The organism is Burkholderia sp. RF4-BP95 (assembly GCF_001521985.1).
Classification (GTDB): Bacteria; Pseudomonadota; Gammaproteobacteria; order Burkholderiales; family Burkholderiaceae; genus Burkholderia; species Burkholderia diffusa.
In genome coordinates this window covers 253,333-273,976 of sequence record NZ_LOSX01000073.1, presented here as the reverse complement: position 1 = coordinate 273,976, position 20,644 = coordinate 253,333, and the positions used below count along the sequence as shown (strand labels likewise).

Annotated in this window: 18 protein-coding genes; 4 read left to right on the top strand and 14 right to left on the bottom strand. The window is 67.3% G+C overall.

Annotated elements, in window-relative coordinates:
• The 5 genes from WS46_RS25575 to panE all read right to left on the bottom strand — a co-directional run bounded on the left by WS46_RS25575 (position 1) and on the right by panE (position 5,831).
• On the bottom strand, positions 1-1,008 hold the full coding sequence (locus tag WS46_RS25575) for an ABC transporter permease (RefSeq protein ID WP_059692154.1): 1,008 nt from the start codon (positions 1,006-1,008) through the stop codon (positions 1-3).
• On the bottom strand, positions 995-2,581 hold the full coding sequence (locus tag WS46_RS25570) for a sugar ABC transporter ATP-binding protein (RefSeq protein WP_373558370.1): 1,587 nt from the start codon (positions 2,579-2,581) through the stop codon (positions 995-997). The genes WS46_RS25575 and WS46_RS25570 overlap by 14 nt, the downstream gene beginning before the upstream one ends.
• Positions 2,578-3,519: a substrate-binding domain-containing protein gene (locus WS46_RS25565; RefSeq protein ID WP_059692153.1), complete on the bottom strand. Its 942-nt coding sequence runs from the start codon at positions 3,517-3,519 to the stop codon at positions 2,578-2,580. The genes WS46_RS25570 and WS46_RS25565 overlap by 4 nt, the downstream gene beginning before the upstream one ends.
• A gap of 118 nt (positions 3,520-3,637) precedes the next feature.
• Positions 3,638-4,597, bottom strand: coding sequence for an AraC family transcriptional regulator (locus WS46_RS25560; RefSeq protein ID WP_059692152.1), 960 nt, complete (start codon positions 4,595-4,597; stop codon positions 3,638-3,640).
• Between the two features lie 295 nt (positions 4,598-4,892).
• The gene (gene panE, locus WS46_RS25555) at positions 4,893-5,831 is read right to left on the bottom strand and encodes a 2-dehydropantoate 2-reductase (protein ID WP_059526697.1); all 939 of its coding nucleotides are present in this window, start codon (positions 5,829-5,831) and stop codon (positions 4,893-4,895) included.
• 258 nt (positions 5,832-6,089) lie between these two features.
• On the opposite strand from panE, the gene WS46_RS25550 reads away from it, so the two are divergent.
• Positions 6,090-7,643 (top strand): methyl-accepting chemotaxis protein, encoded by a 1,554-nt coding sequence (locus tag WS46_RS25550; RefSeq protein WP_059526701.1) that lies wholly within the window; start codon positions 6,090-6,092, stop codon positions 7,641-7,643.
• Between the two features lie 121 nt (positions 7,644-7,764).
• Here the strand turns inward: WS46_RS25550 and WS46_RS25545 are convergent, their stop codons facing one another.
• Positions 7,765-8,442: a response regulator transcription factor gene (locus WS46_RS25545; RefSeq protein WP_059526704.1), complete on the bottom strand. Its 678-nt coding sequence runs from the start codon at positions 8,440-8,442 to the stop codon at positions 7,765-7,767.
• 372 nt (positions 8,443-8,814) lie between these two features.
• Here WS46_RS25545 and WS46_RS25540 point away from each other — a divergent pair, with 372 nt between their 5' ends.
• Positions 8,815-9,303 (top strand): hypothetical protein, encoded by a 489-nt coding sequence (locus WS46_RS25540; protein ID WP_059692151.1) that lies wholly within the window; start codon positions 8,815-8,817, stop codon positions 9,301-9,303.
• Between the two features lie 75 nt (positions 9,304-9,378).
• Here WS46_RS25540 and WS46_RS25535 read toward each other — a convergent pair whose 3' ends face one another.
• The 8 genes from WS46_RS25535 to WS46_RS25500 form a co-directional block, all read right to left on the bottom strand.
• On the bottom strand, positions 9,379-10,800 hold the full coding sequence (locus WS46_RS25535) for a sigma-54 dependent transcriptional regulator (RefSeq protein ID WP_059692150.1): 1,422 nt from the start codon (positions 10,798-10,800) through the stop codon (positions 9,379-9,381).
• Between the two features lie 112 nt (positions 10,801-10,912).
• Positions 10,913-11,497: a hypothetical protein gene (locus WS46_RS25530; protein WP_059692149.1), complete on the bottom strand. Its 585-nt coding sequence runs from the start codon at positions 11,495-11,497 to the stop codon at positions 10,913-10,915.
• A gap of 156 nt (positions 11,498-11,653) precedes the next feature.
• Positions 11,654-13,321, bottom strand: a complete 1,668-nt coding sequence (locus WS46_RS25525; protein ID WP_059692148.1) for a hypothetical protein — start codon at positions 13,319-13,321, stop codon at positions 11,654-11,656.
• 44 nt (positions 13,322-13,365) lie between these two features.
• Entirely contained in the window at positions 13,366-13,647 is a 282-nt protein-coding gene (locus tag WS46_RS25520; protein ID WP_059692147.1) for a hypothetical protein, read from the bottom strand.
• 75 nt (positions 13,648-13,722) lie between these two features.
• A complete protein-coding gene (locus tag WS46_RS25515) occupies positions 13,723-14,313 on the bottom strand; it encodes a hypothetical protein (protein ID WP_059526722.1) in 591 nt (196 codons plus the stop codon).
• Between the two features lie 111 nt (positions 14,314-14,424).
• Positions 14,425-14,751, bottom strand: coding sequence for a hypothetical protein (locus WS46_RS25510; RefSeq protein ID WP_059692203.1), 327 nt, complete (start codon positions 14,749-14,751; stop codon positions 14,425-14,427).
• A 1,480-nt stretch (positions 14,752-16,231) separates the two neighbouring features.
• Positions 16,232-16,396 carry a hypothetical protein gene (locus WS46_RS35625; protein ID WP_156443184.1) on the bottom strand — a complete coding sequence of 55 codons (165 nt, stop codon included), beginning with the start codon at positions 16,394-16,396 and terminating at the stop codon, positions 16,232-16,234.
• A 265-nt stretch (positions 16,397-16,661) separates the two neighbouring features.
• Positions 16,662-17,588 carry an AraC family transcriptional regulator gene (locus tag WS46_RS25500; protein ID WP_059692145.1) on the bottom strand — a complete coding sequence of 309 codons (927 nt, stop codon included), beginning with the start codon at positions 17,586-17,588 and terminating at the stop codon, positions 16,662-16,664.
• Between the two features lie 183 nt (positions 17,589-17,771).
• On the opposite strand from WS46_RS25500, the gene WS46_RS25495 reads away from it, so the two are divergent.
• Both WS46_RS25495 and WS46_RS25490 read left to right on the top strand, forming a co-directional pair.
• The gene (locus WS46_RS25495) at positions 17,772-18,233 is read left to right on the top strand and encodes a (2Fe-2S)-binding protein (RefSeq protein WP_059468378.1); all 462 of its coding nucleotides are present in this window, start codon (positions 17,772-17,774) and stop codon (positions 18,231-18,233) included.
• A gap of 2 nt (positions 18,234-18,235) precedes the next feature.
• The gene (locus WS46_RS25490) at positions 18,236-20,446 is read left to right on the top strand and encodes a xanthine dehydrogenase family protein molybdopterin-binding subunit (RefSeq protein WP_059692144.1); all 2,211 of its coding nucleotides are present in this window, start codon (positions 18,236-18,238) and stop codon (positions 20,444-20,446) included.
• Positions 20,447-20,644: the final 198 nt, after the last annotated feature.

Sequence of the window (20,644 nt, the reverse complement as noted above, 5' to 3'; positions counted from 1 at the left end):
TTACCGCGACCGCTCTCGGCTGATGTAGATCGCGAGCAGGATGATTCCGCCCTTGATCACGTTCTGCACATACGGGTTCACGCCGATCATGTTCAGCCCGTTGTTGAGCACGCCGAGCAGCAACGCACCGACGAGCGTGCCGAGGATCGCGCCGCGCCCGCCGGAGATCGACGTGCCGCCCATCACGACGGCCGCGATCGCATCGAGCTCGAAGCCGACGCCTGCGTTCGGCTGCCCGCTCATCAGGCGCCCGGTCAGCACGATCGCGGCAAGCGCCGACGTGAGCCCGGCCAGCGTGTAGACGATCAGCTTCACGCGCGCCACGCGCACGCCGGTGAGCCGTGTCGCCTGTTCGTTGCCGCCGATCGCATACACGTAGCGGCCGAACGGCATGCGATCGAGCAGCAGCCACGCGATCGCATAGACGACCAGCATGATCAGCACCGGCGCCTGGATGCCGAGCACCTTGCCGCTGCCGAAGAACGCGACCCAGTCGGGCAACCCGTCGATCGGATAGCCGCCGGTATAGATCAGCGCGAGGCCGCGCGCGATGCCCATCGTCGCGAGCGTGACGATGATCGGCGGCATCCCCGCGAACGCAACGAACACGCCGTTCAGGAAACCGAACCCGAAGCCCACCGCGATGCCGATCGCGAGCGCGGCGACCGCATTCACGCCGGCGACCATCAACCCGGCCGCGAGCGTACCGGACAGCGCCATGACCGAGCCGACCGACAGGTCGATCCCGCCGGTCAGGATCACGCAGGTCATGCCGACCGCGATGATCGCGTTGATCGACACCTGGCGCAGCACGTTCTCGAGATTCGCGGCGGACAGGAAGCTCGGACTCGCGATCATCATCGCGATGCACACGACGATCAGCCCGACGAGCGGATAGAACAGCGTCGAGCGCCGCAGTTGCGTCCACATCGCGCGCGGCGGCGGTATCTCGCCGGCCGCGGCCGCGAGTGTCGGGGAAGACGGGGAAGAGGAATCAGGCAGGTTCATGGGTCGCTCCTCGCGTGCCGGCCGTGGCATGGGTCATGACCGTGTCGGGATCGATCTCGTCGCCTTCGAGCGTCGCCTCGATGCGGCCCTGCCGGAACACGGCGACGCGATCGCACATGCCGACGATCTCCGGCAGCTCGGACGAGATCATGATGATGGCGTAGCCGCGCGCGGTGAGTTCGCGCATCAGCCCGTAGATTTCCGCTTTCGCGCCGACGTCGATGCCGCGGGTCGGCTCGTCGAAGATCAGCACCGTCGCGTGGTGATTCAGCCAGCGCGCGATCACGACCTTCTGCTGGTTGCCGCCGGACAGCGTCGCGACCTCGGTGTGGATCGACGGCGCCTTCACGCCGACGCGCCGCATCACGTCGTGCGTCGTGCGCGCTTCGCCGCGGCGATCGATCAGCCAGCGCATCGACCGGTACTTGCCAAGGTTGTTCAGCGAGATGTTGTCGCGAATCGAGAACGACGTGACGAGCCCTTCCGTCTTGCGGCTCTCCGGCAGAAGGCCGATGCCCGCGCGCAGCGCGTCGGCCGGATCGGCGAGCTTCGCCGCCGCGCCGCGCACGCGCACGTCCTTGCGGTGCGCGCGCGTCGCGCCGATCACCGCGAGCGCGGTCTCCGTTCGCCCCGAACCGACGAGCCCCGCGAAGCCCAGAATCTCGCCCGCATGCAGCGCGAAGCGGTTTACGGGGCCGTCGCGCTCGATCTGCAGCGCGTCGACTTCGAGCACGGCGGGCGCATCCGTGGCGCGCGCCGGCTTCGGCGGGAAGCTGCTTTCGAGCCGGCGGCCGACCATCATCCGCACCAGCTGCTCGACGTCCGTGCGCGCGACGTCGGTGGTCGCGACATACTGACCGTCGCGCAGCACCGTGATGCGATCGCACACCGCGAAAATCTCGTCGAGGTGATGCGAGATGAAGATCATCGCGACACCCTGCCGCTTCAGCTCGCGCATGATCGAGAACAGATGCTCGGCCTCGGCCGGCGTGAGCGTGGCGGTCGGTTCGTCGAGGATCAGGATGCGCGCGTCGAGCGACAGCGCCTTGCCGATCTCGACGAACTGCTGCTGCGCGACCGACAGCGTGCGTAGCGGCGCGTCGAGATCGATCGTCACGCCGAGCCGCGCGAAGATGCCGGCGGCGACGCGCCGCATCCGCGTGCGATCGCGCACACCCCAGCGGGTGCGCAGCTCGCGGCCGAGGAACAGGTTGTCGACGGCATCGAGGTGCGGAATCAGGCTGAATTCCTGGAACACGATGCCGACACCGGCCGCGACCGCGTCGTGATAACTCGCGAAATGCCGCGCGCTGCCGTCGATCTCGATCGTGCCGGCATCCGGCTGGTGGATCCCGCACAGGATCTTCATCAGCGTCGACTTGCCGGCCCCGTTCTCGCCGAGCAGCGCATGAATCTCGCCGCGCGCGATCTCGAGGTGAATGTCCGACAGCGCCTTCACGCCCGGAAAGCTTTTCGTGATGTGACTGAGCGTCAGTATCGTGTCCATCGGCTTCTCCGTGCGAAGGGCGTCGGCCGCGCCGCCGCCCTTCACGTCGCGTTGCGCGTCGCTCACCAGCTGAATCCCTTCGCGTTGCCGCGATCGACGACCTTCACGTCGACCGGAATCGCCTTCGGCACCGTCGCGCCCCACTTGCGCGCGATCGCGATGCCGAGCGCGATGCGCACCTGGTCGGCCGGGAACTGCGCGGTCGTCTCGATGAACTTCGAGTTCGGTTTCTGGATCGCCGCGATCGCCTCGGGCGCGCCGTCGACGCTGGTCAGCCGGATGTCCTTGCCCGATCCCTCGATCGCGGCGAGCGCGCCCATCGACCCGCCGTCGTTCACGCTGAAGATGCCCTTCAGGTTCGGATGCGCGGAGATCATGTTCTCCGTCACCGACAACGCGGTCGCGCGCTCCTGCTTGCCGTTCTGCGTGTCGACCAGCTTCACGTTCGGGAATTTCGCGAGGCCGGCCTTGCAGCCGCGCACGCGTTCGAGAATCGGCACGACCGGAATGCCGTCGAGGATCGCCACCTCGCCGCTGCCGCCGATCGCCTTCGCGAGGTATTCGCACGACATCACGCCCGCGTCGTAATTCTTCGAGCCGACGAACGAATCGACCGGGCCGTTCGCGTTCGCGTCGACGGCCACGACCACCGCGCCGGCCTTCTTCGCCTGCGTGATCGCCGACTGGATGCCGGTCGAATCGGTCGGATTCACGAGCAGGATGTCGATCTTCTTCTGCAGCATGTCCTCGACGTCGCTCACCTGCTTGCTGACGTCGTGATGCGCGTCGGTCACGACGACCTGCGCGCCGATCGACGCGGCCGCGTCGTTCAACGCCTTCTGCATCGTCACGAAATACGGGTTGTTCAGCTCCTGGAAGGTCATGCCGATCCGCAGCGGCGCCGCATGCGTGACCATCGGGAACCAGGCTGCGACAGCTGCCGCGGCAACGGCCGCGATGCGTGCGGCGCGGCGGCGGGATGAAGCGGGCGATGCGTGCGTCATGACGGTGTCTCCGGTTATGTGCGATTTTTTCGTGGGTGAGCGAGCCCCTCGCGACGCGAACGGCGCGATGGGCTGGGTGAAACGGCAAGGAAAAGTCAGGCGGGCGAACGCCCGGCGATCATCCGGGCTGCGGTACGCGCCCGCGTGCATCGGGCGTGACCACGCGCGGCGGCATCGGGTTGCCGGTGGGCGCCGCGTGCAGCGCGAGCTCGCGGCTGCGTGCGTTCAACCGCTGCAGCGCGCGGAATTCGGTCGGCGCCATCCCCTTCACCGCGCGGAACTGGCGGTTGAAGTTGGACACGTTGTTGAAGCCGGCCTGGAAGCAGATGTCGGTGATGTTCGCCTCGTCGGCGAGCAGCATCTGGCATGCGGATTCGATCCGCAGCCGGTTCACGTACTGGACGAACGGCAACCCGGTATGGCGATGGAACGCGCGCGAGAATGCGCTGACGCTCTGCCCGGTCAATTGCGCGAGATCGGATTCGCGCAGCTCGGACGCGAGATTCTTGCCGATATACGACAGCGCGTGGCTGAGCCGCGTCGGCGTCACGTGCGCCTGGTCGTACGCGGGGCTCGCGAGCAGCGTGCGTTCGGCCGCGCCGCACAACCGCTCGAGGATCGTCATGAACAGCGCGATGCGACGCATCCCGCGCGCGGTCAGCAGCTCGTCGAACAGCGGTGCGATCGCGGCGCTCGTGTCGTCGTCGAAGCCGACGCCGCGCCGCGCGTCGTCGAGCAGCGCCTGCGCGTCGCGGCATTCGGGAAACGCGTCCATGCAGCGGCGCACGAACGACGGATCGAACTGGATCACGAGATTGCGGCGCTCGACGGTTTCGCCTTCGGCCATGTCGCTGACCCAGTTGTGCGGCAGGTTCGGGCCGAGCAGCACGAGATGGCCGGGGCCGAACGAGCCGATATGGTCGCCGACGAAATACTTGCCGCTCGTCGCGACGATCAGGTGCAGTTCGAATTCGGGATGGAAATGCCAGCGGATCGTGCGGTACGGATAGCCGTGCGACCAGACCTTGAACGACTCGTCGCGTCGCACGTCGACCACTTCCAGATCGGGATGCATCATCCTGGCGTCTCCATTCCCATGTCTTGCTGGCCGGGCCGCTCGGCGGTTCGCCTCGTTCGCCGCGTGAGTCGTGCGGCAACGCGACCGGTCGCATGGGAAGCAATGTAGGTCGATCGCGTGCGCGGCTCCACCAACTTTACGCCTGATTTTCGATACTTTTTTGCGGGTTGCGGGTGGAAAGGGGCGCGAAACGCAAAATTGTGCAGTGCGGCACCCCGCCGACCGAGCGCCGGCGGGACATACGCGCGCGCCGGAACACGGCCGCCAGGCGGGTCGACGACGGCCGCTGGCGCGGCTACGCTGCCGCGCTTTCCCGGGCGACACGCACCTCGTACGCCTTCAGGTGGTTGTACGCGATCCGCAGCAACGACAACGCATCCGCCGCCTGCGGGTCGCGGCGCGCAAGCAGGTCGCCGATCACGTGATCGGCTTCGACCCGTGCGCGGTTTTCGACGTCGCGCAGCATCGACGCGGTCAGCGGCGACGGCGTCAGCACCATCCGCTGCATCCGCTCGACCGCGGCGGAATCGGGCCGGTAACCGTTGTGCGCGGCGATCGCGCTGCATTCGTCGAGCATCGTCTCGAGCAGGCGGCGGCCGTCCGGCGCGGCGAGAATGTCGCCGATCGACCCGCGAAACAGCGACGTGCTCGCCGCGAGCGTCGCGAGGAACACCCACTTGTCCCACATCCGCGCGGCGATGTCGTCGCTGAGCGTCGCATCGAAACCCGCGCCGCCGAGCACGTCGGCCACCGCGCGCACGCGCGCCGATTCGCCGCCGGCGAGTTCGCCGAACGACAGCCCTGCCGTGTCGTTCAGATGCACGATCCGCTGCTCGCGATCGAGCGTCGCCGCGATCACGCACAGGCCGCCGAGCACCTGCGCGGCATCGAACCGGTCGCGCAGCACGTCGAGATGGCGCATCCCGTTGAGCATCGGCAGGATCAGCGTCGACGGCCCGACGAACGGTGCGAACGATGCGATCGCATCGTCGAGGCTGTACGCCTTGCAGCTGAGCAGCACCAGGTCGAACGGCGCGGCCGCGTCGCTCGCGCGCAGCGTCTGCACGTTCGCGAGCGTCAGGTCGCCGCGCGGGCTGCGGATCAGGAGCCCGTCGCGCGCGAGCGCGGCCGCCCGGCCGTCGCGCACCAGAAACGTCACGTCGCGCCCCGCCGCCGCGAGCCGGCCGCCGAAGTATCCGCCGACCGCGCCGGCCCCCACCACCAGAATTCGCATCGTTGCCTCCTTTCGGATTGGTTCGACGCCGCCGCCGTTCGCCCGACCGTCGGGGCACGACGCGCAACCGCCATCGCCCGACAGTATAGCGACGCCGAATATGTATATGCATAGATAACCGCACCGCGCTCGGCGGTATCGAGCCGCCGCCGTTTCTAAGGGATTTCCCGCCTACGGCAACGTCCGTTTCGCGCCGTCAAAGAATTATCCCGTCACGCCGTTCCGGCGCGCTTGTTCGACCGACCGACCTCACTACCCATGCGCACCCTTTCCCTGAACCAGAAACTCGCCTCGATGATCGTCATCCTGTGGCTCGGCCTGCTCGTGATCGCCGGCATCGGCGCATGGCAGACGCGCGCATCGATGATCACGGATCGCCGCGACCAGCTTGCGTCGCTGGTCGCGCAGGCGACGAATGTCGCCGACCATTACTACAAGCTGTCGCAACAGAACGCATTGCCGGAAGCCGACGCGAAGCAGAAGGCCCTCGAGGCGATCGCGGCGATGCGCTACGGCACCGACGGCTACGTCTCGATCAACGATTCGAAGCCGGCGATCGTGATGCATCCGATCAAGACCGAGCTCAACGGCAAGGACGTGTCGAATTTCACGGATCCGAACGGCAAGCATCTGTTCGTCGAGATCGTGAAGGCCGGCAACGTGGACGGCGGCAAGGGTTTCGTCGAGTATCTGTGGCCGAAGCCGGGCGCCGACAAGCCGCAGGACAAGACCAGCGCAGTGCAGCGCTTCGCGCCGTGGGACTGGTATCTCGTGACGGGCATGTACATGGACGACGTCCGTTCGGCCGTGCTCGCGAGCGTCGGCCGCTGGCTCGCGATCACGGCCGTGCTCGGCGCGATCGCGACCGCCGTGATGGTGCTCGTGCTGAAAAGCGTGCGCGCGAACCTCGGCGGCGAGCTCGAAGTGGCGCTCGACGCCGCGCAGCGTATCGCGCAGGGCGACCTGACCGCGCGCGTGAGCGTGAAGCAAGACGACCGCGGCAGCCTGCTGCATGCACTGCATACGATGCAGAACGGGCTGATCGACATGGTGTCGCGCGTGCGGACGGGCACGGAGAACATCAACGTCGGTGCGAGCGAGATCGCGTCGGGCAACACCGATCTGTCGCAGCGCACCGAGGAACAGGCGGCCGCGCTCGTGCAGACCGCGTCGAGCATGGACCAGATGACCGCGAACGTGAAGCAGAACGCCGACAGCGCCGCCCAGGCCGCGACGCTCGCGGGCCAGGCCGCGCAGGTCGCGACGCGCGGCAGCGAGGTGGTCGACGATGTGGTACGGACGATGAACGAGATCACCGACCGCTCGCACAAGATCGGCGACATCATCGGCGTGATCGACGGGATCGCGTTCCAGACCAACATCCTCGCGCTGAACGCGGCCGTCGAAGCGGCGCGCGCGGGCGAACAGGGCCGCGGCTTCGCGGTGGTCGCGGCCGAGGTGCGCTCGCTCGCGCAGCGCTCGGCGACGGCCGCGAAGGAGATCAAGTCGCTGATCGTGTCGTCGAACGAAACCGTCGAGCACGGCGCGACGCTCGTCACGCACGCGGGCGAGACGATGGCCGAGATCGTGCAGTCGGTGCGGCGCGTGAACGAGATCCTCGACGAGATCAGCCATGCGTCGCGCGAGCAGAGCGCGGGGATCGAGCAGGTCAACCGCGCGGTGGGCGAGATGGATCAGGTCACGCAGCAGAACGCGGCCCTCGTCGAGGAGGCCGCGGCCGCCGCGCATTCGCTGCGCGACCAGGCCGAGGCGCTGCGCGACGCCGTCACGCGATTCGCGTTGCCGGCCTGACGTCGCGTCGTCCGTCGGCATCCCGCCGGATGCCGACGGATTTCGCCTGACCGGCCGGCAATGCGCGGCCGGCCCCCACGACCCGGGCCCCGCCCTCACTTCTTCCGCGCGCCTTCCACGCTTACCCCGCTCCGCCCGGCCGGCTCATGGGCTTGAAACCGCCGAACCCCATCCCGGCCGCCCGCTGGGCCAGCTCGATGTCGTTGGTCACGCCGAGTTTCTTCATCGCGCTGATCTTCTGCGCGCTGACCGTCTGCTTGCCCTTGTTCAACCGCTGCGCGATCGTCTTGATCGGCAGGCCGGCCAGATAAAGGCGCATCACCTCGATCTCGCGCGTCGACAGTTTCACCGGCGCCTGGTCGTGCTCGGCGACCGCATCGAGCGCACGCCGGACGAGCGGCGACTGATAGCGCCCGCCGCTGTAGCTCGAATGAATCGCGGTGACGATGTGACCGACTTCGTCGAACTTGCTGACGAGGCTCGCGCCGCCTTTCGCGAGAATCGAGCGGAAGATCACCGGATTCTCGTTGCCCACCAGCGCGACGACCCCGACGTTCGGGCGCGTGCTGTGCAGCCAGTCGAACAGTGCGAGACCGTCCATCTGCACGTCGCCGCGAATCGGATAGTCGACCAGCACGATGTCGCAGTCGACGCTGCCGAGCGCCTCGATCAGATCGCCCGGGGTCCGGGAGACGCCGACCAGATCGATCGCGCACGCGTCGCCGGCAATGTGTTCCATGCCCGCGAGCGTCAGCGGCGAGTCGTACGCGAAAACAGTGCGAATTCTGAATTTCCCCATGCGCAGTCCCAGAAGTTTCGCCGGGCCGCACGTCGCGGAATGCGTGCGCGGCGGATCGGCATTGAATCGACGTTCAGGATATTTTTATCCCGGACATCATTCTAGGCAGCAACGCACGGCCGGGATATGGGGCGTCGTCTGAATTGGTTCGTGCAGGCGTGATACGAGTTTGATATCGGCGCCGGTCCGACCGTCCGGCGGCAGCCGGGGTCGGCCGGACGGCCGACGTTGCGGGTCGCGCGGGCCGCACGGACGGCCCGCGGGGTAAAATTGCGGCCTTTGCATGCCACTCCGGGCGACCGGCCGGCGGCAGCGCGCCCTTCCCGGCCGCGCGCCCGCCCGTTCGCCGGCTGCCCGTACTCCCGCTTCCCCATGACCGAATCCGATCTGCAATCCGACGACACCATCCACGAAGACGGCCTCTGGCGCGACAACGGCTGGACGGCCCGCATCATCAAGAACGAGGACGACGACGGCTGGGCCGTCGAGATGATCAAGGACGGCGAAGCCGAGCCCGCGCTCGTCGGCCCGTGGACGATGGGTCGCGACAAGAAGAATCCGAAGCCGATGGACGCGAATGCGTTCCGCACGCTGGTGAAGACCGCGACCGAGGTGCTGATGCGACACGAGCAGCAACGCCGTGCGATGCTGCACAAGGAAGTGACGGTGCAGGACGACGACGGACAGGATGTGTCGGTCACGCTCGACATCGTGCCGGACGAGTTCGAGCCGTATGCGCAACTGAAGGCGTTCGACCCGTACGGCGAGCTGCTGGCCGACGCGAAGGTCTCCGCCGGGTTCAAGCTCAACAAGGCCAGTGCCGCACGCTGGGTCGAATCGGGCTTCGAACGGCCGGCCTGACGCCACGGGCCGGCGCCCGCGCGACGCCGCCACCCGCCCGCGCGTGCGCAACGCGCGCAACCTGCGCAATCCGCGTCAGCCGTGCAGGCCGTGCGCGGTCATCAGGCGGTACAGCGTCGCGCGCGAGACACCAAGTTCCGCCGCGACGTCGGCATGCTGACGCCGATGCCGCAACAGCGTTTCCTCGATCGTGCGCCGCTCGGCCTCGCGGCGCAATTCCGCGAGCGTCGGCGGCCGCTGCGACGTGTACTGGTTCAGTTCGAGATCGACGGCCGAGATCAGCGGGCCATTCGTCATCACGACCGCGAAGCGGATCCGGTTGATCAGTTCGCGCACGTTGCCGGGCCATGCATAGTTGTGAATCGCCTCGATCGCGCACGGCATGAAGCCGCGAATCCGGTGCGCGCTGTCGCCGCGATAGCGCCGCAAGATGTGATCGGCGAGCAGCATGATGTCGCGGCCGCGCGCGCGCAGCGGCGGCTCGTCGATACGCAGCACGCACAGCCGGTAATACAGGTCCGCACGGAACCGTCCCGCCTGCATCGCGGCCTCGAGATCGACGTGGGTCGCGGACACGATCCGCACATCCACCGGAATCGACGTGTGTCCGCCGAGCCGCTCGATCTTGCCCTCCTGCAGGAACCGCAGCAGGCTCGCCTGGCTCTCGAACGGCATGTCGCCGATTTCATCGAGGAACAGCGTGCCGCCGTGCGCGGACTCGATGCGGCCGATCTTGCGCTGATGCGCGCCGGTGAACGCGCCGCGCTCATGACCGAACAGCTCGGCCTGCAGCAGCGTCGTCGGAATCGCCGCGCAATTCACGGCGACGAACGGCGCGTCGGCGCGCGACGAATGCTGATGGATCGCCGACGCGGTCAACTCCTTGCCGGTGCCGGATTCGCCGGCGATGAACACGGTGGCCTCGGTGTTCGCAACCTTGCGGATCGTCGCGAACAGACGGCGCATCGCGTCGCACGCGCCGATCATCGTGCCGCCGGGCGGCGCGGCGTCGACGGCCGGATCGCCTTCCGCCAGTTTCAGCATCCCGTACGCATGGCCGACGAGATAACCGATCGTCGTATCGGCCGTCGCATCGCGGGCGTAGCCGAAGCAGCACTGGCGGATCAGGCGCGCGATGGTGGCGTCGCGCAGTCGCTCGTCGTCGGCGAGCGCGACCCAGCCGATCCGCGGATCGCGCAGCAGCGCCTCGAACGACGCGACGTCGGGCGACGCGAAATCGTCGAAATCGACGATGCCCGCATGCAGGCGGTTCGCCTTCACGAGATTGAGTGCGTCCGCAACGGATTTCGCGCGCCACACGTCCCAGCCGCGCGACGCGAGACAGTCGACGAGCCCCGCATCGGGACGCGGCGACAGATACACGAGCGGGCGTGACGGCACGCCATGGTGACGCCGGACCGCGACGAACGGTGGCGTGCACGGCGCCCGCTCACCCTCCTGCGGGCCTGACAGTCTGATCGGGCAGCAATGGTTCACGATGGCCTCGCCGCATGGGGTTGTCTGGCCGAACGGGCGGCGCGAAACGATGCGCGGCAGGCCTCCCTGCCCACGCGCGACGCTGCCGGCATGTCCGCTCGGGAAAGTTTCGTCATCGGCAGAACACGACGCGTTGCATGTAGATCTGCGGTTCGACGACGGGCCGCGCGGCCTGGTTGAGGTCCTCGCGATAAGCACGGTAGGTCTTGCCGTTCACCGTCACTTCCGTCGCAGGCGCCGTCTCGATCGTGTTCAGCCCTTTGCGCTGCCAGTCGCTGACCCGCGCCGACGCGGACAGGCTCGACTCGCCGGCGATCTTCTGCGTGATCGCGCTGCTGTCGCTCCACGGCTGCGTCCGCATGTCCTCCGCGTGCTGCATCGCGCCGACCGTCTTGCCGGTCGGCGTCGGCCCGTTCTGCGCGTCGAACGGCGCGCCACGACCGTACACCGGCGATTGCCACGACGGTGCGTGCCCCTCCGCCGGCATCATGTAGATCATCTGCGGATCGCCGACCATCATCATCGGCACGCATGCCGTGTTGTCCGGGCGGCCGAGCGTCGTCAGCGCCTGCTGGACGCTCGCGGCATTCGCGAGGGTCTGCTCGCTCAGGATGACAAAGACCGCGGGGTTCTGGAAAACCGACTGCGCGGCGGCTTGTGTGCCGGCCAGCAGCAGCGCGACCAAAAAGATCCTCATGATTGAGGCCTCCTTGTACCCTCGTCAGGCAAAAAGAGGTGTTGACCTCGGGGAAGGGACCAACACCCGTCAAACTTGCGACGTGCGTCGCGCCGCGGATCCCGGCGGCGCCCGTGCGACCGGCATGTTGATCGCACGGGCGCCTTGTCCGCATGCTTACGACGATGTGCTCGTCGAGATGACGGTCGGCGCCGGCATCACCGGCGCGGCCGGGGCGGCCTGCTGGTCAACCGTGGCCGGCACGTCGGCGGACGGTGCGGGCGTGGCAGCGGATTCGACCGCGTCCGTCGCCTTCGCATCGGCTGCCGGCGCGTCGGCAGCGGCAGCTGCTGCGGCGGCGGCGGGCTGCGCGGCTTCTGGCGCGGGCGCCTCGGCTGCTGCCTGCGATGCCGGTTCGGCAGCCTTCGCATCGACCGCGGGCGCAGGCGCGGACGTTGCGGCGTCCGCGGTCCGCGATGCGGCGTCGGTCGCCGCCGGTCCGGATTGCGCGACGTCCGGCGTCTTCGTGGCGAAGGCGGGCGCTGCTGCGGCTTGCGCGGCGGTGTCGGTTGCGGCCGGTGCAGGTTCCGGCGCCTTGTCGGCAATCGTCGACGCGGGTTCCTTCGCCTTCGTATCGACCGCAGGCGTCGCCGCGGCTTGCGCCGTGGTGTCGGTTGCGGCCGGTGTGGGTTCCGGAGCCTTGTCGGCAACCGCCGGCACGGGTTCCTTCGCCTTCGTGTCGACCGCGGGCGTCGCGGCGGCTTGCGCCGTGGTGTCGGTTGCGGCCGGCGCGGGTGCCGGGGCCTTGTCGGCAACCGCCGGCGCCGCAACGATGGCGGCAGCCGGCACCGCACTCACCGCGGCGGGTGCGACGGCAGGGGCAGCACTCACTGCCGGCGCTGCCGCCGCAACCGGTGCGGCAACGGCGGCAGGCACGAACGCAGCCGCTTGCGTCGCCTTCACGGCGGCCGCTTGTGCTGCGGCAGGCACCGCGCCGACGGCCGGCGCGGCGATCGACGACGCGGGCACCGGGATCGGCGCCGCCTGGACCGCGGTCGTCGCCACCGGGCGCGTCTGCGCGGGCGCGGCGGCGTCGAGCGGCGGCAGTCCCATGCGGTTGCGCACGATCGGATCGCGATACTTCACGTCGTCGGCCACGGTCGCTTCGACGGCGGGCGCCACGTTCGAGCGCGCGAGCGGCGCGGTCGTGCCCGGGCACAGGTGACCGGTCGCTTCCACCGCACGCCGGTTCGCATCGCTCTGGCAAAGCAGCGCGAGCGCGACGTCGGTCAGCCCCATCGCGCGGAATTCACGCGCGTCGAGACGACGCACGCATGCCTGGTCGACCAGGGTCGTGCCGCCCGTCGCGCCGAAGCCCGGAAACGACACGCCGACGCTCACCGAGCCCATGCAGGTATCGGACAGCGTGGTCGTGAGGCCCGGCGCCTGGATCGCGGGGTTCGTCTTGATCGTCTGGGTACCCGAGTAGTTGACGTTTTCCGACGTCTGGGTGTTGAACGGATTAGTCCCCGGCGAGCCCGCCGACTGGAGCGAGCTCACGCTCTGCGGCGTCACGTTCGAGCCGCCACTCGTGGAAGAAGGCAAGTTCAAGTTGACCTGCACGCTCGAATTGCCGCTGCCACGCACCCCGCTGCTGCTCGTGGCGTTACCGCCGCGCGAACTCGTGGTGTTCGTGTTCATGCTCGAGCCACCGCCCTGGCTGATCGCCGTCGACGACGTCGAGGACTGCGCGCTTGAAGTCGAGTCGGCGGTCTGCGCTTGGGCACCGATCGTGGCCATCGCGAACATCGCCGCACATGCCACCCTGATCTTGTTGCTGTTCATTTCAATCTCCGGACGTGGTTTGACCTCCCACCCAGGCAACCGTATTAATTCCCCTGAATGCCTTCAGTTTTGCCTGCTTCCCCGAACTGCTTCCAGCCACTGCCCAGCTGGGACCACGAACCGCCCGACATGCCCGGCCATTGCTGGGCCGCCGGTGCGCCGATGGCACTGCCCGACGAAAGCGTGTGTTGTTGTGACGGTTTGGTTGTCTGGTCAGGGTTGTTTGACGTTTGCACATTCGATTGCACGTCGTCGGCAGCACGGTCAGCGCCATACGCCGTCAGAGACGCGAGCATCAGAGCGGCGGCAATCAGTTTCTGCTTCATGCCAACTCCTTACGGTGACAACAAGGCGAGGAAAGAGACCAGCGTCGTTGGGAAGCTGGCCCCCCGACACCCGAATCAGGGACTGCCGGCGGTCGCGCCGGAACTGCCCTGGCTGCCGCCCGATGCGAACGGCGATCCGGCCGGACCGGTGCCCCATACCGTCGACGAGTTGAAGTGGTTCGAGCCCGCGACCGTTCCCGACCACCCACTGCCCGCCATGCCGGCGGCACCTGCGTTGGCAATGCCGTTGTCGTTCGCGCCGGTTGCCGTGTAGTGGTTCGCGCCGAGTACGATCGTGGCGGTCACCCCTCCCGACAGCGCATTGGCGTTCTCGCTCGTGTTGCCGGTTCCACCGAACGAGCCTGCGGCACCGATACCGCCGCCTGCCGCGAACGCGCCTCCGTTCGTGCCCCAGCCGCTGGCCGTCGAAGTCGAGTCGTGATAGGCGGATGCCGTGCCGATGGAGCCGGCGGGTGTCACGGTACTTCCGGCGTTCGCGCCCGCCACCGAAGTCGAGTTGCTCGTGTAGCTGCCGGTACCGACCAGCACCGAACCGGAGACGCCCGCCGCGACGGATTGCGTCTGGTTGAATGTCGTCGGACCCGCCGCCAGCACGGCTGACGATAGGACGGTGAGCGCTGTCGCTAAAATGACGTTGGCTTTCATAGCAATTCCTTGCTGTGAGGAAGTTCGGTGGCCGGGTCGCCGGGTCCGCCCTCGCGGGACGAAACCCGGCATCCGTGCCACCTGTCCATGACGAACGCTATGCGCCGCGGCTTAGTAGTGATACATCGTCCAGCCGGTCGAACCGGCGTTCGCACCGCTGGAACCGCCAGCTTGTGCGCCGCCGAAGCCGAAGCCGCTCACCGTCGACGTGTTGATGTGGTTCGTGTACGAGATCGAGCTGCTCGCGCCGCCGCCGGCCGTTGCACCGGCGGCGCCGAGCGCCGCGCCCGAATCGGTTGCGGTGAAGTGACCGAACCCGACGACACCGGCCATCGTCTGGCCACCGCTCGACGAGTTGCTGGTCGAGACCGTGCCGCTCGCTGCGAACGCTGCACTCGAAACCGCCATCACTGCTGCTGCAATCAGAAGCTTCTTCATGGTCGACTCCATAACGGCGTGGACGGAACAAGCGAGGAAAGCTGCACGCCTTCAACTTCCCTGCCTCGAGCAATCCTTAAAAATAAGGATCACTATCCAATCACGAAGCAACGATTCGTCTCGAATCCGAGACCACGGAACTTTTGGCCAGTCGAAGTTCAGTTAGTATTTTTTAGTTTTCCGAATTTTTTATAGAAATTCTCGATATCGCATATCGATTTTTAAAAATCAGAAAACAAATTGCCTCACGCACCCGAATACAGGCATTCGACATCCCGAAATGGTTTTTTTCGAAATTCGCTCCCGCGACACACCGGCACACGGCATTCGCTTCAGCGATCGAAAATGCGTGAAAATGGTTAAGTACCGAAAATGCAGCGCCATCCAAAACATGCACGTCATCGTGGCGATAACGGGCCTGCATGACGGTCAGTCGGCATCGCCTCTCCCTGAGCTACCGATCAATGATCTTCCGGGTCATCCGGCCATCGGGTATTCGCGCGAGTCCGGCGAGCGCCGGCATTTGCCCGGCGCACTCGATACGGCCCTGCACGGTCGAAGTCGAGTCGGGGTCAAGCTGTCCGGCACGAACAGCCCGGTCCACCCGGACGCGCTGAATGAAAGGGAGCACCGCTGTCGGCCGGTCGTCATGCGGAACGACAGGCGTTCCAGCACGTGCGACACGCGGATGCCGGGAAACCGGCGACGAACCCGCGAGGCTGGCACTGCATCGCGAGCCGTACTCCGAGCTGTCCGACTACCCCACGGATGCGCAAGGAATGCGCGGAACGAATGACTGCTTCTGGTCTTCATCTCTATTTCCCCGACTGCTTATTGACGAACGCGTCGCCCCCCATCTTTGTCGCATCAGGTCGACCGCTCGCCGGTGCGTCCCATGTCGCAAGCGGCATGCCATGCGTGATTCCACCGATGGTTGCCTGACGCGTACCATCCGCAACGCCCGGCCATTTCGCCGCGAATCGCATTTTTTGTTTCAGGAATGTATCGCGACAACGGTGGGCGACTTGCGCCGATCATTGAATGCCGCGAAGCAATGCCGGAAAAGGCGGACGAATGCGGCCCGCGGGGCTCCGCGCAAGGGGGTGACGAACGGGTGTTTCATACTTGAGAAGTGCGCGGTCGCAGATTACGGCCGATCCGCACATCGGCCCCTGCCAAACCGCCTGCTGCGGCCCGTTCGACAGCGTTCGCATACCTGGGAAACGACGAATCGAAACGCGCGGCACCCCGGTGCAGCGAAAGCTGCACGGCAGATATCGCTAGGCTTCCGGCAGTGCACGCCAGCCGCCGCGAAACGCAATTGATTCATCCGTGAAAATACCGATGGGATCAAGCGTCGACCGACAAGGCGAACGCGCGGCAAAAAAACGGCAATTGCGGTGCAGGCCGACATGGCGTTCGCGCTGCCTGCATATCGGAAAAGATGACAGCATGTGCCGCACGAACCCTTCAACACCCTTTATCCATTTTTACTGGCGTCATTCAATTCGGCGACATTCGATGTCGATAACCGCCGCGCGCCAATCGCCGGATAACGACGCACGATGCGCGCGAGAAACATTTCCGATGCGATATCGGCCGCGAATCTCATCGCTGAAACATGGTCGTGCAAAGCGTGATTCATGCAGAAAATTCGTGACGGCGCGACTTTTTTGCGCGTTTCGACCGGCCGGTTCGTATGCTACCGGCAGTTGTCACACCGGTTCGCGCAATCCACGGATACATGCGTGAAACAGAAGTTCGTGCGCGGCGCGGCAGCGCCGCCCGCTGCTCCCTCGCATCCGCATGCGGCAACCCTGGCACGCCGCTTGAATGTCGTCCTGATTCGGCAGACCGCGCAGCGCGCGACGAAGCCACGCGCGATGCAATCGCAATGAACCGCGCCGCCGCTATGTGCCGAGCAATTCCTTCTTGCGCAGATGCACGACGTCGCGCATCGGCGGCGCGCCGAACAGCCGGCTGTATTCGCGGCTGAACTGCGACGCGCTTTCATAGCCAACGGTCGCGGCCACGGACCCGACGTCGCCGCCCTGCCGCAGCAACAGCCGCCGCGCTTCGTGCAGCCGCAGTTGCTTCTGATACTGCAGCGGGCTCAGCGTGGTCACGTGCTTGAAGTGATGATGTAGCGACGACACGCTCATGTTGACCGCCTGCGCGAGCGTGTCGACGCGCATCGGCTCCGCGTAGTGATCGCGGATCCACTCGATCGCACGCGCGATCCGGTGCGTCTGGCTGCCCGCGACGGCCATGTGCCGCAGCCGCGTGCCCTGCCCGCTCGTCATCAGCCGATAAAGCAGTTCCTTTTCGATCAGCGGCGCGACCACCGGAATGTCGGCCGGCGTATCGAGCAGCCGCAACAGCCGCAGCGCGGCATCGAACAGCGGCGGCGTCAGCTCGGCAAGCGCGATCCCCTCGCCTTCGGGGCCGGCATCCGGCTCCGGCAGCCGCATCTCGGCCGCGAGTTCGACGATGCGCTGCGGATCGAGCGTGAGCGACAGGCACAGGTAAGGCGCGTCCGGCGACGCCTGCGTGACGCGCGAGAGAATCGGCAAGTCGATCGACGCAATCAGGCAGTTCCGCGTGTCGTATTCGTAAGCCTGGCCGCCCACGATCACACGCTTCGCGCCCTGCGCGGCGATCACGAGCGCGGCGCGCGACACGCCGCAGCCGAGATCGACCGGATGCCCGTGCCGGTGCAGCATCAGCGCCGGCACCGCCGTCGAGTGGGAGCCGTCGGTCGGCGCGAAGCGGGCGATCAGCGATGCCAGTTCGCGCCGCCCGGATTCGCGCGACGCCGCGATATCGGTCATGTCCATGACGGGTTCCTCGCTTCGTTTCCCCGAATCGCGCGAGCATAGCGAATCGCTCGCCGCCGCGCCGGGGATTTGCAGGATTGTTCAATAAATTTGCAGGATTGGGTAGACGCAAAAAACGCGCGCTCGCGCACACTGCCCGCTAACCGGGCGCATGCCGGGTTTTCCCCATGGAGACATACCAACATGCCTACCTCGTTTGTCCTCAACGGCAAGAACGTTACGCTCGACGCCGATCCGTCGATGCCCGTCCTCTGGGCGATCCGCGAGCACGCGGGGCTGACCGGCACGAAGTTCGGCTGCGGCATGGCGCAGTGCGGCGCGTGCACCGTCCATCTCGAAGGCCAGGCGGTGCGCTCGTGCGTGCTGCCGCTCGCCGGCATCGCCGGCAAGCACGTCACCACGATCGAAGGCCTGCAGAGCAAGCCCGCGCAGGCCGTGCAGGCCGCCTGGGTGAAGCTGCAGGTGCCGCAGTGCGGCTATTGCCAGTCCGGCCAGATCATGTCGGCCACCGCCTTGCTCGAACAGAACCCGAAACCGACCGACGCGGACATCGACGCCGCGATGAACGGCAACATCTGCCGCTGTGCGACCTACGCCCGCATCCGGGCCGCGATCCACGACGCGGCCGCGACGCTGGGAGCCTGACCATGACGATCGAACTCGACAATCGCGATTCGGTGCGGCCGTCGCGCCGCACGTTTCTGAAGGCCGCGGGCGCCGCGGCCGCCGTCAGCCTGACGATCGGTTTCGAATGGGCCGGCCTCGGCCGCCGCGCGCTCGCCGCGACGGCCCCCGCCGCCGACTTCGCGCCGAACGCATTCCTGCGCATCACGCCCGACGGCGCGGTCACCGTCATCGCGAAACACGTTGAAATGGGCCAGGGCGCGTACACGGGCATCGCGACGATCGTCGCCGAGGAGCTCGACGCCGACTGGTCGAGCGTACGCGTCGAAAGCGCGCCGGCCGACGCGAAACGCTACGCGAACCTCGCATTCGGCACGATGCAGGGCACGGGCGGCAGCTCGGCCATGTCGAACTCGTGGCAGCAACTGCGCGAAGCGGGCGGCAAGGCCCGCGCGATGCTCGTGTCGGCCGCGGCGGCGCGCTGGAAGGTGCCGGCCGGCGAGGTGACCACCGCCAACGGCGTCGTCACGCACGCGAAGAGCGGCAAGACGGCCGCCTACGGCACGCTGGTCGCCGACGCGTCGAAACTGCCGGTGCCCGACAAGGTCACGCTGAAGCAGCCGGCCGACTTCAAGCTGATCGGCCATCGCATTCCGCGCGTGGACGGGTCGGCCAAGTCGAACGGCACCGCGCATTTCACGCTCGACACGACCTTCCCCGGCATGCGCGTCGCGCTGCTGCAGCGCCCGCCGCGCTTCGGCGCGACGGTCAAGTCGTTCGACGCGACGGCCGCGAAGGCCGTGCCTGGCGTGGTGTCGGTCGTGCAGGTGCCGGGCGGCGTCGCGGTCGTCGCGACCGGCTTCTGGGCCGCGAAACAGGGCCGCGACGCGCTGAAGATCGACTGGGACGAAACGAACGCCGAGAAGCGCGGGTCGGCGGAGATCATGCGCGAGTACCGGCAGCTCGCGGCGAAACCCGGCGCATCGGCGCGCAAGGACGGCGATGCCGACGCGGCGATCGCGGGTGCCGCGCGCAAGGTCAGCGCGACGTACGAATTCCCGTATCTCGCGCACGCGCCGATGGAGCCGCTCGACGCGGTCGTCAAGCTGACCGCGAACAGCTGCGAGATCTGGGCCGGCGACCAGTTCCAGACGGTCGACCAGGGCAACGCCGCCCGGGTCGCGGGCCTGAAGCCCGAGCAGGTGCAGATCCACACGCTGTACGCGGGCGGCAGCTTCGGCCGGCGCGCGAACGCGTGGTCGGACTACGTGGTCGAGGCCGTGTCGATCGCGAAGGCGCTCGGCGCGGACGGCAAGCCGGTCAAGCTGCAGTGGACGCGCGAGGACGACATCCAGGGCGGCTTCTATCGCCCGATGTACTTCCACAAGCTCGACGCGGGGCTGACCGCGGACGGCAAGCTGGTCGGCTGGCGCCACCGGATCGTCGGCCAGTCGATCCTCGCCAGCACGCCGTTCGAGGCGTTCATGGTCAAGAACGGGATCGACGCGACGTCGGTCGAGGGCGCGGCGAACCTGCCGTACGCGGTGCCGAACGTATCGGTCGAACTCACGACCACCAAGGTCGGCCTGCCCGTGCTGTGGTGGCGCGTGGTCGGCAGCTCGCACACGGCCTACGCGGTCGAGGCGTTCATCGACGAAGCCGCGCACGCGGCCGGCAAGGATCCGTACCTGTTCCGCCGCGACCTGCTCGCGAAGGAGCCGCGGATGCGCGCCGTGCTCGAGCTGGCCGCGCAGAAGGCCGGCTGGGATCCGGCGAAGCCGCTGCCGAAGGGCCGCGGGCGCGGGATCGCGGTGGCCGAGGCGTTCAAGAGCTATGTCGCGCAGGTCGCGGAAGTGTCGGTCGACGCCGACGGCAAGGTGAAGGTCGACCGCGTGGTGTGCGCGGTCGACTGCGGGATCGCGATCAACCCCGACATCGTCGCCGCGCAGATGGAAGGCGGCATCGGCTTCGGGCTCGGCGCGGCGCTGCACAGCGCGATCACGCTGAAGGACGGCCAGGTCGAGCAGCGCAACTTCGACGGCTATCACGTGCTGCGGATGGCGGAGATGCCGAAGGTCGAGGTGCATATCGTGCCGTCGGCCGAGGCGCCGACCGGCGTCGGCGAGCCGGGCGTCGCGCCGGTGGGCCCGGCGGTCGCCAACGCGATCTTCGCGGCGACCGGCAAGCGGCATTACGTGCTGCCGTTCGATTCGGGCGATACGGCGAAGGCTTGACGGGGCGGTGAAATGCCGGCCGCGCGGCAGAAGTGCCGCGCGGCCGTTTTTTCCCCAGCGTGCGGTAGGCTCCGATGTAGGGTTCGAAGTCGGCAAAAAAACCGCACCAACCTATTGATTTGACTCCGCAATCCGTCCTATTCGGGAGGGTTCGATGTTGGGTTCGATGTCGGGTTCGCCGTCCGCTCGAAACCCTGC

Excerpts from the sequence above, each read along its gene's own strand:
- WS46_RS35625 (WP_156443184.1), bottom strand. The coding sequence starts at position 16,396 with ATGAATCACGCTTTGCACGACCATGTTTCAGCGATGAGATTCGCGGCC.
- WS46_RS25560 (WP_059692152.1), bottom strand. The coding sequence starts at position 4,597 with ATGATGCATCCCGATCTGGAAGTGGTCGACGTGCGACGCGACGAGTCG.
- WS46_RS25525 (WP_059692148.1), bottom strand. The coding sequence starts at position 13,321 with ATGAACAGCAACAAGATCAGGGTGGCATGTGCGGCGATGTTCGCGATG.
- WS46_RS25575 (WP_059692154.1), bottom strand. The coding sequence starts at position 1,008 with ATGAACCTGCCTGATTCCTCTTCCCCGTCTTCCCCGACACTCGCGGCC.
- WS46_RS25495 (WP_059468378.1), top strand. The coding sequence starts at position 17,772 with ATGCCTACCTCGTTTGTCCTCAACGGCAAGAACGTTACGCTCGACGCC.
- WS46_RS25520 (WP_059692147.1), bottom strand. The coding sequence starts at position 13,647 with ATGAAGCAGAAACTGATTGCCGCCGCTCTGATGCTCGCGTCTCTGACG.
- WS46_RS25550 (WP_059526701.1), top strand. The coding sequence starts at position 6,090 with ATGCGCACCCTTTCCCTGAACCAGAAACTCGCCTCGATGATCGTCATC.
- WS46_RS25515 (WP_059526722.1), bottom strand. The coding sequence starts at position 14,313 with ATGAAAGCCAACGTCATTTTAGCGACAGCGCTCACCGTCCTATCGTCA.
- WS46_RS25490 (WP_059692144.1), top strand. The coding sequence starts at position 18,236 with ATGACGATCGAACTCGACAATCGCGATTCGGTGCGGCCGTCGCGCCGC.
- WS46_RS25530 (WP_059692149.1), bottom strand. The coding sequence starts at position 11,497 with ATGAGGATCTTTTTGGTCGCGCTGCTGCTGGCCGGCACACAAGCCGCC.
- WS46_RS25540 (WP_059692151.1), top strand. The coding sequence starts at position 8,815 with ATGACCGAATCCGATCTGCAATCCGACGACACCATCCACGAAGACGGC.
- WS46_RS25510 (WP_059692203.1), bottom strand. The coding sequence starts at position 14,751 with ATGAAGAAGCTTCTGATTGCAGCAGCAGTGATGGCGGTTTCGAGTGCA.
- WS46_RS25565 (WP_059692153.1), bottom strand. The coding sequence starts at position 3,519 with ATGACGCACGCATCGCCCGCTTCATCCCGCCGCCGCGCCGCACGCATC.
- WS46_RS25500 (WP_059692145.1), bottom strand. The coding sequence starts at position 17,588 with ATGGACATGACCGATATCGCGGCGTCGCGCGAATCCGGGCGGCGCGAA.
- panE (WP_059526697.1), bottom strand. The coding sequence starts at position 5,831 with ATGCGAATTCTGGTGGTGGGGGCCGGCGCGGTCGGCGGATACTTCGGC.
- WS46_RS25545 (WP_059526704.1), bottom strand. The coding sequence starts at position 8,442 with ATGGGGAAATTCAGAATTCGCACTGTTTTCGCGTACGACTCGCCGCTG.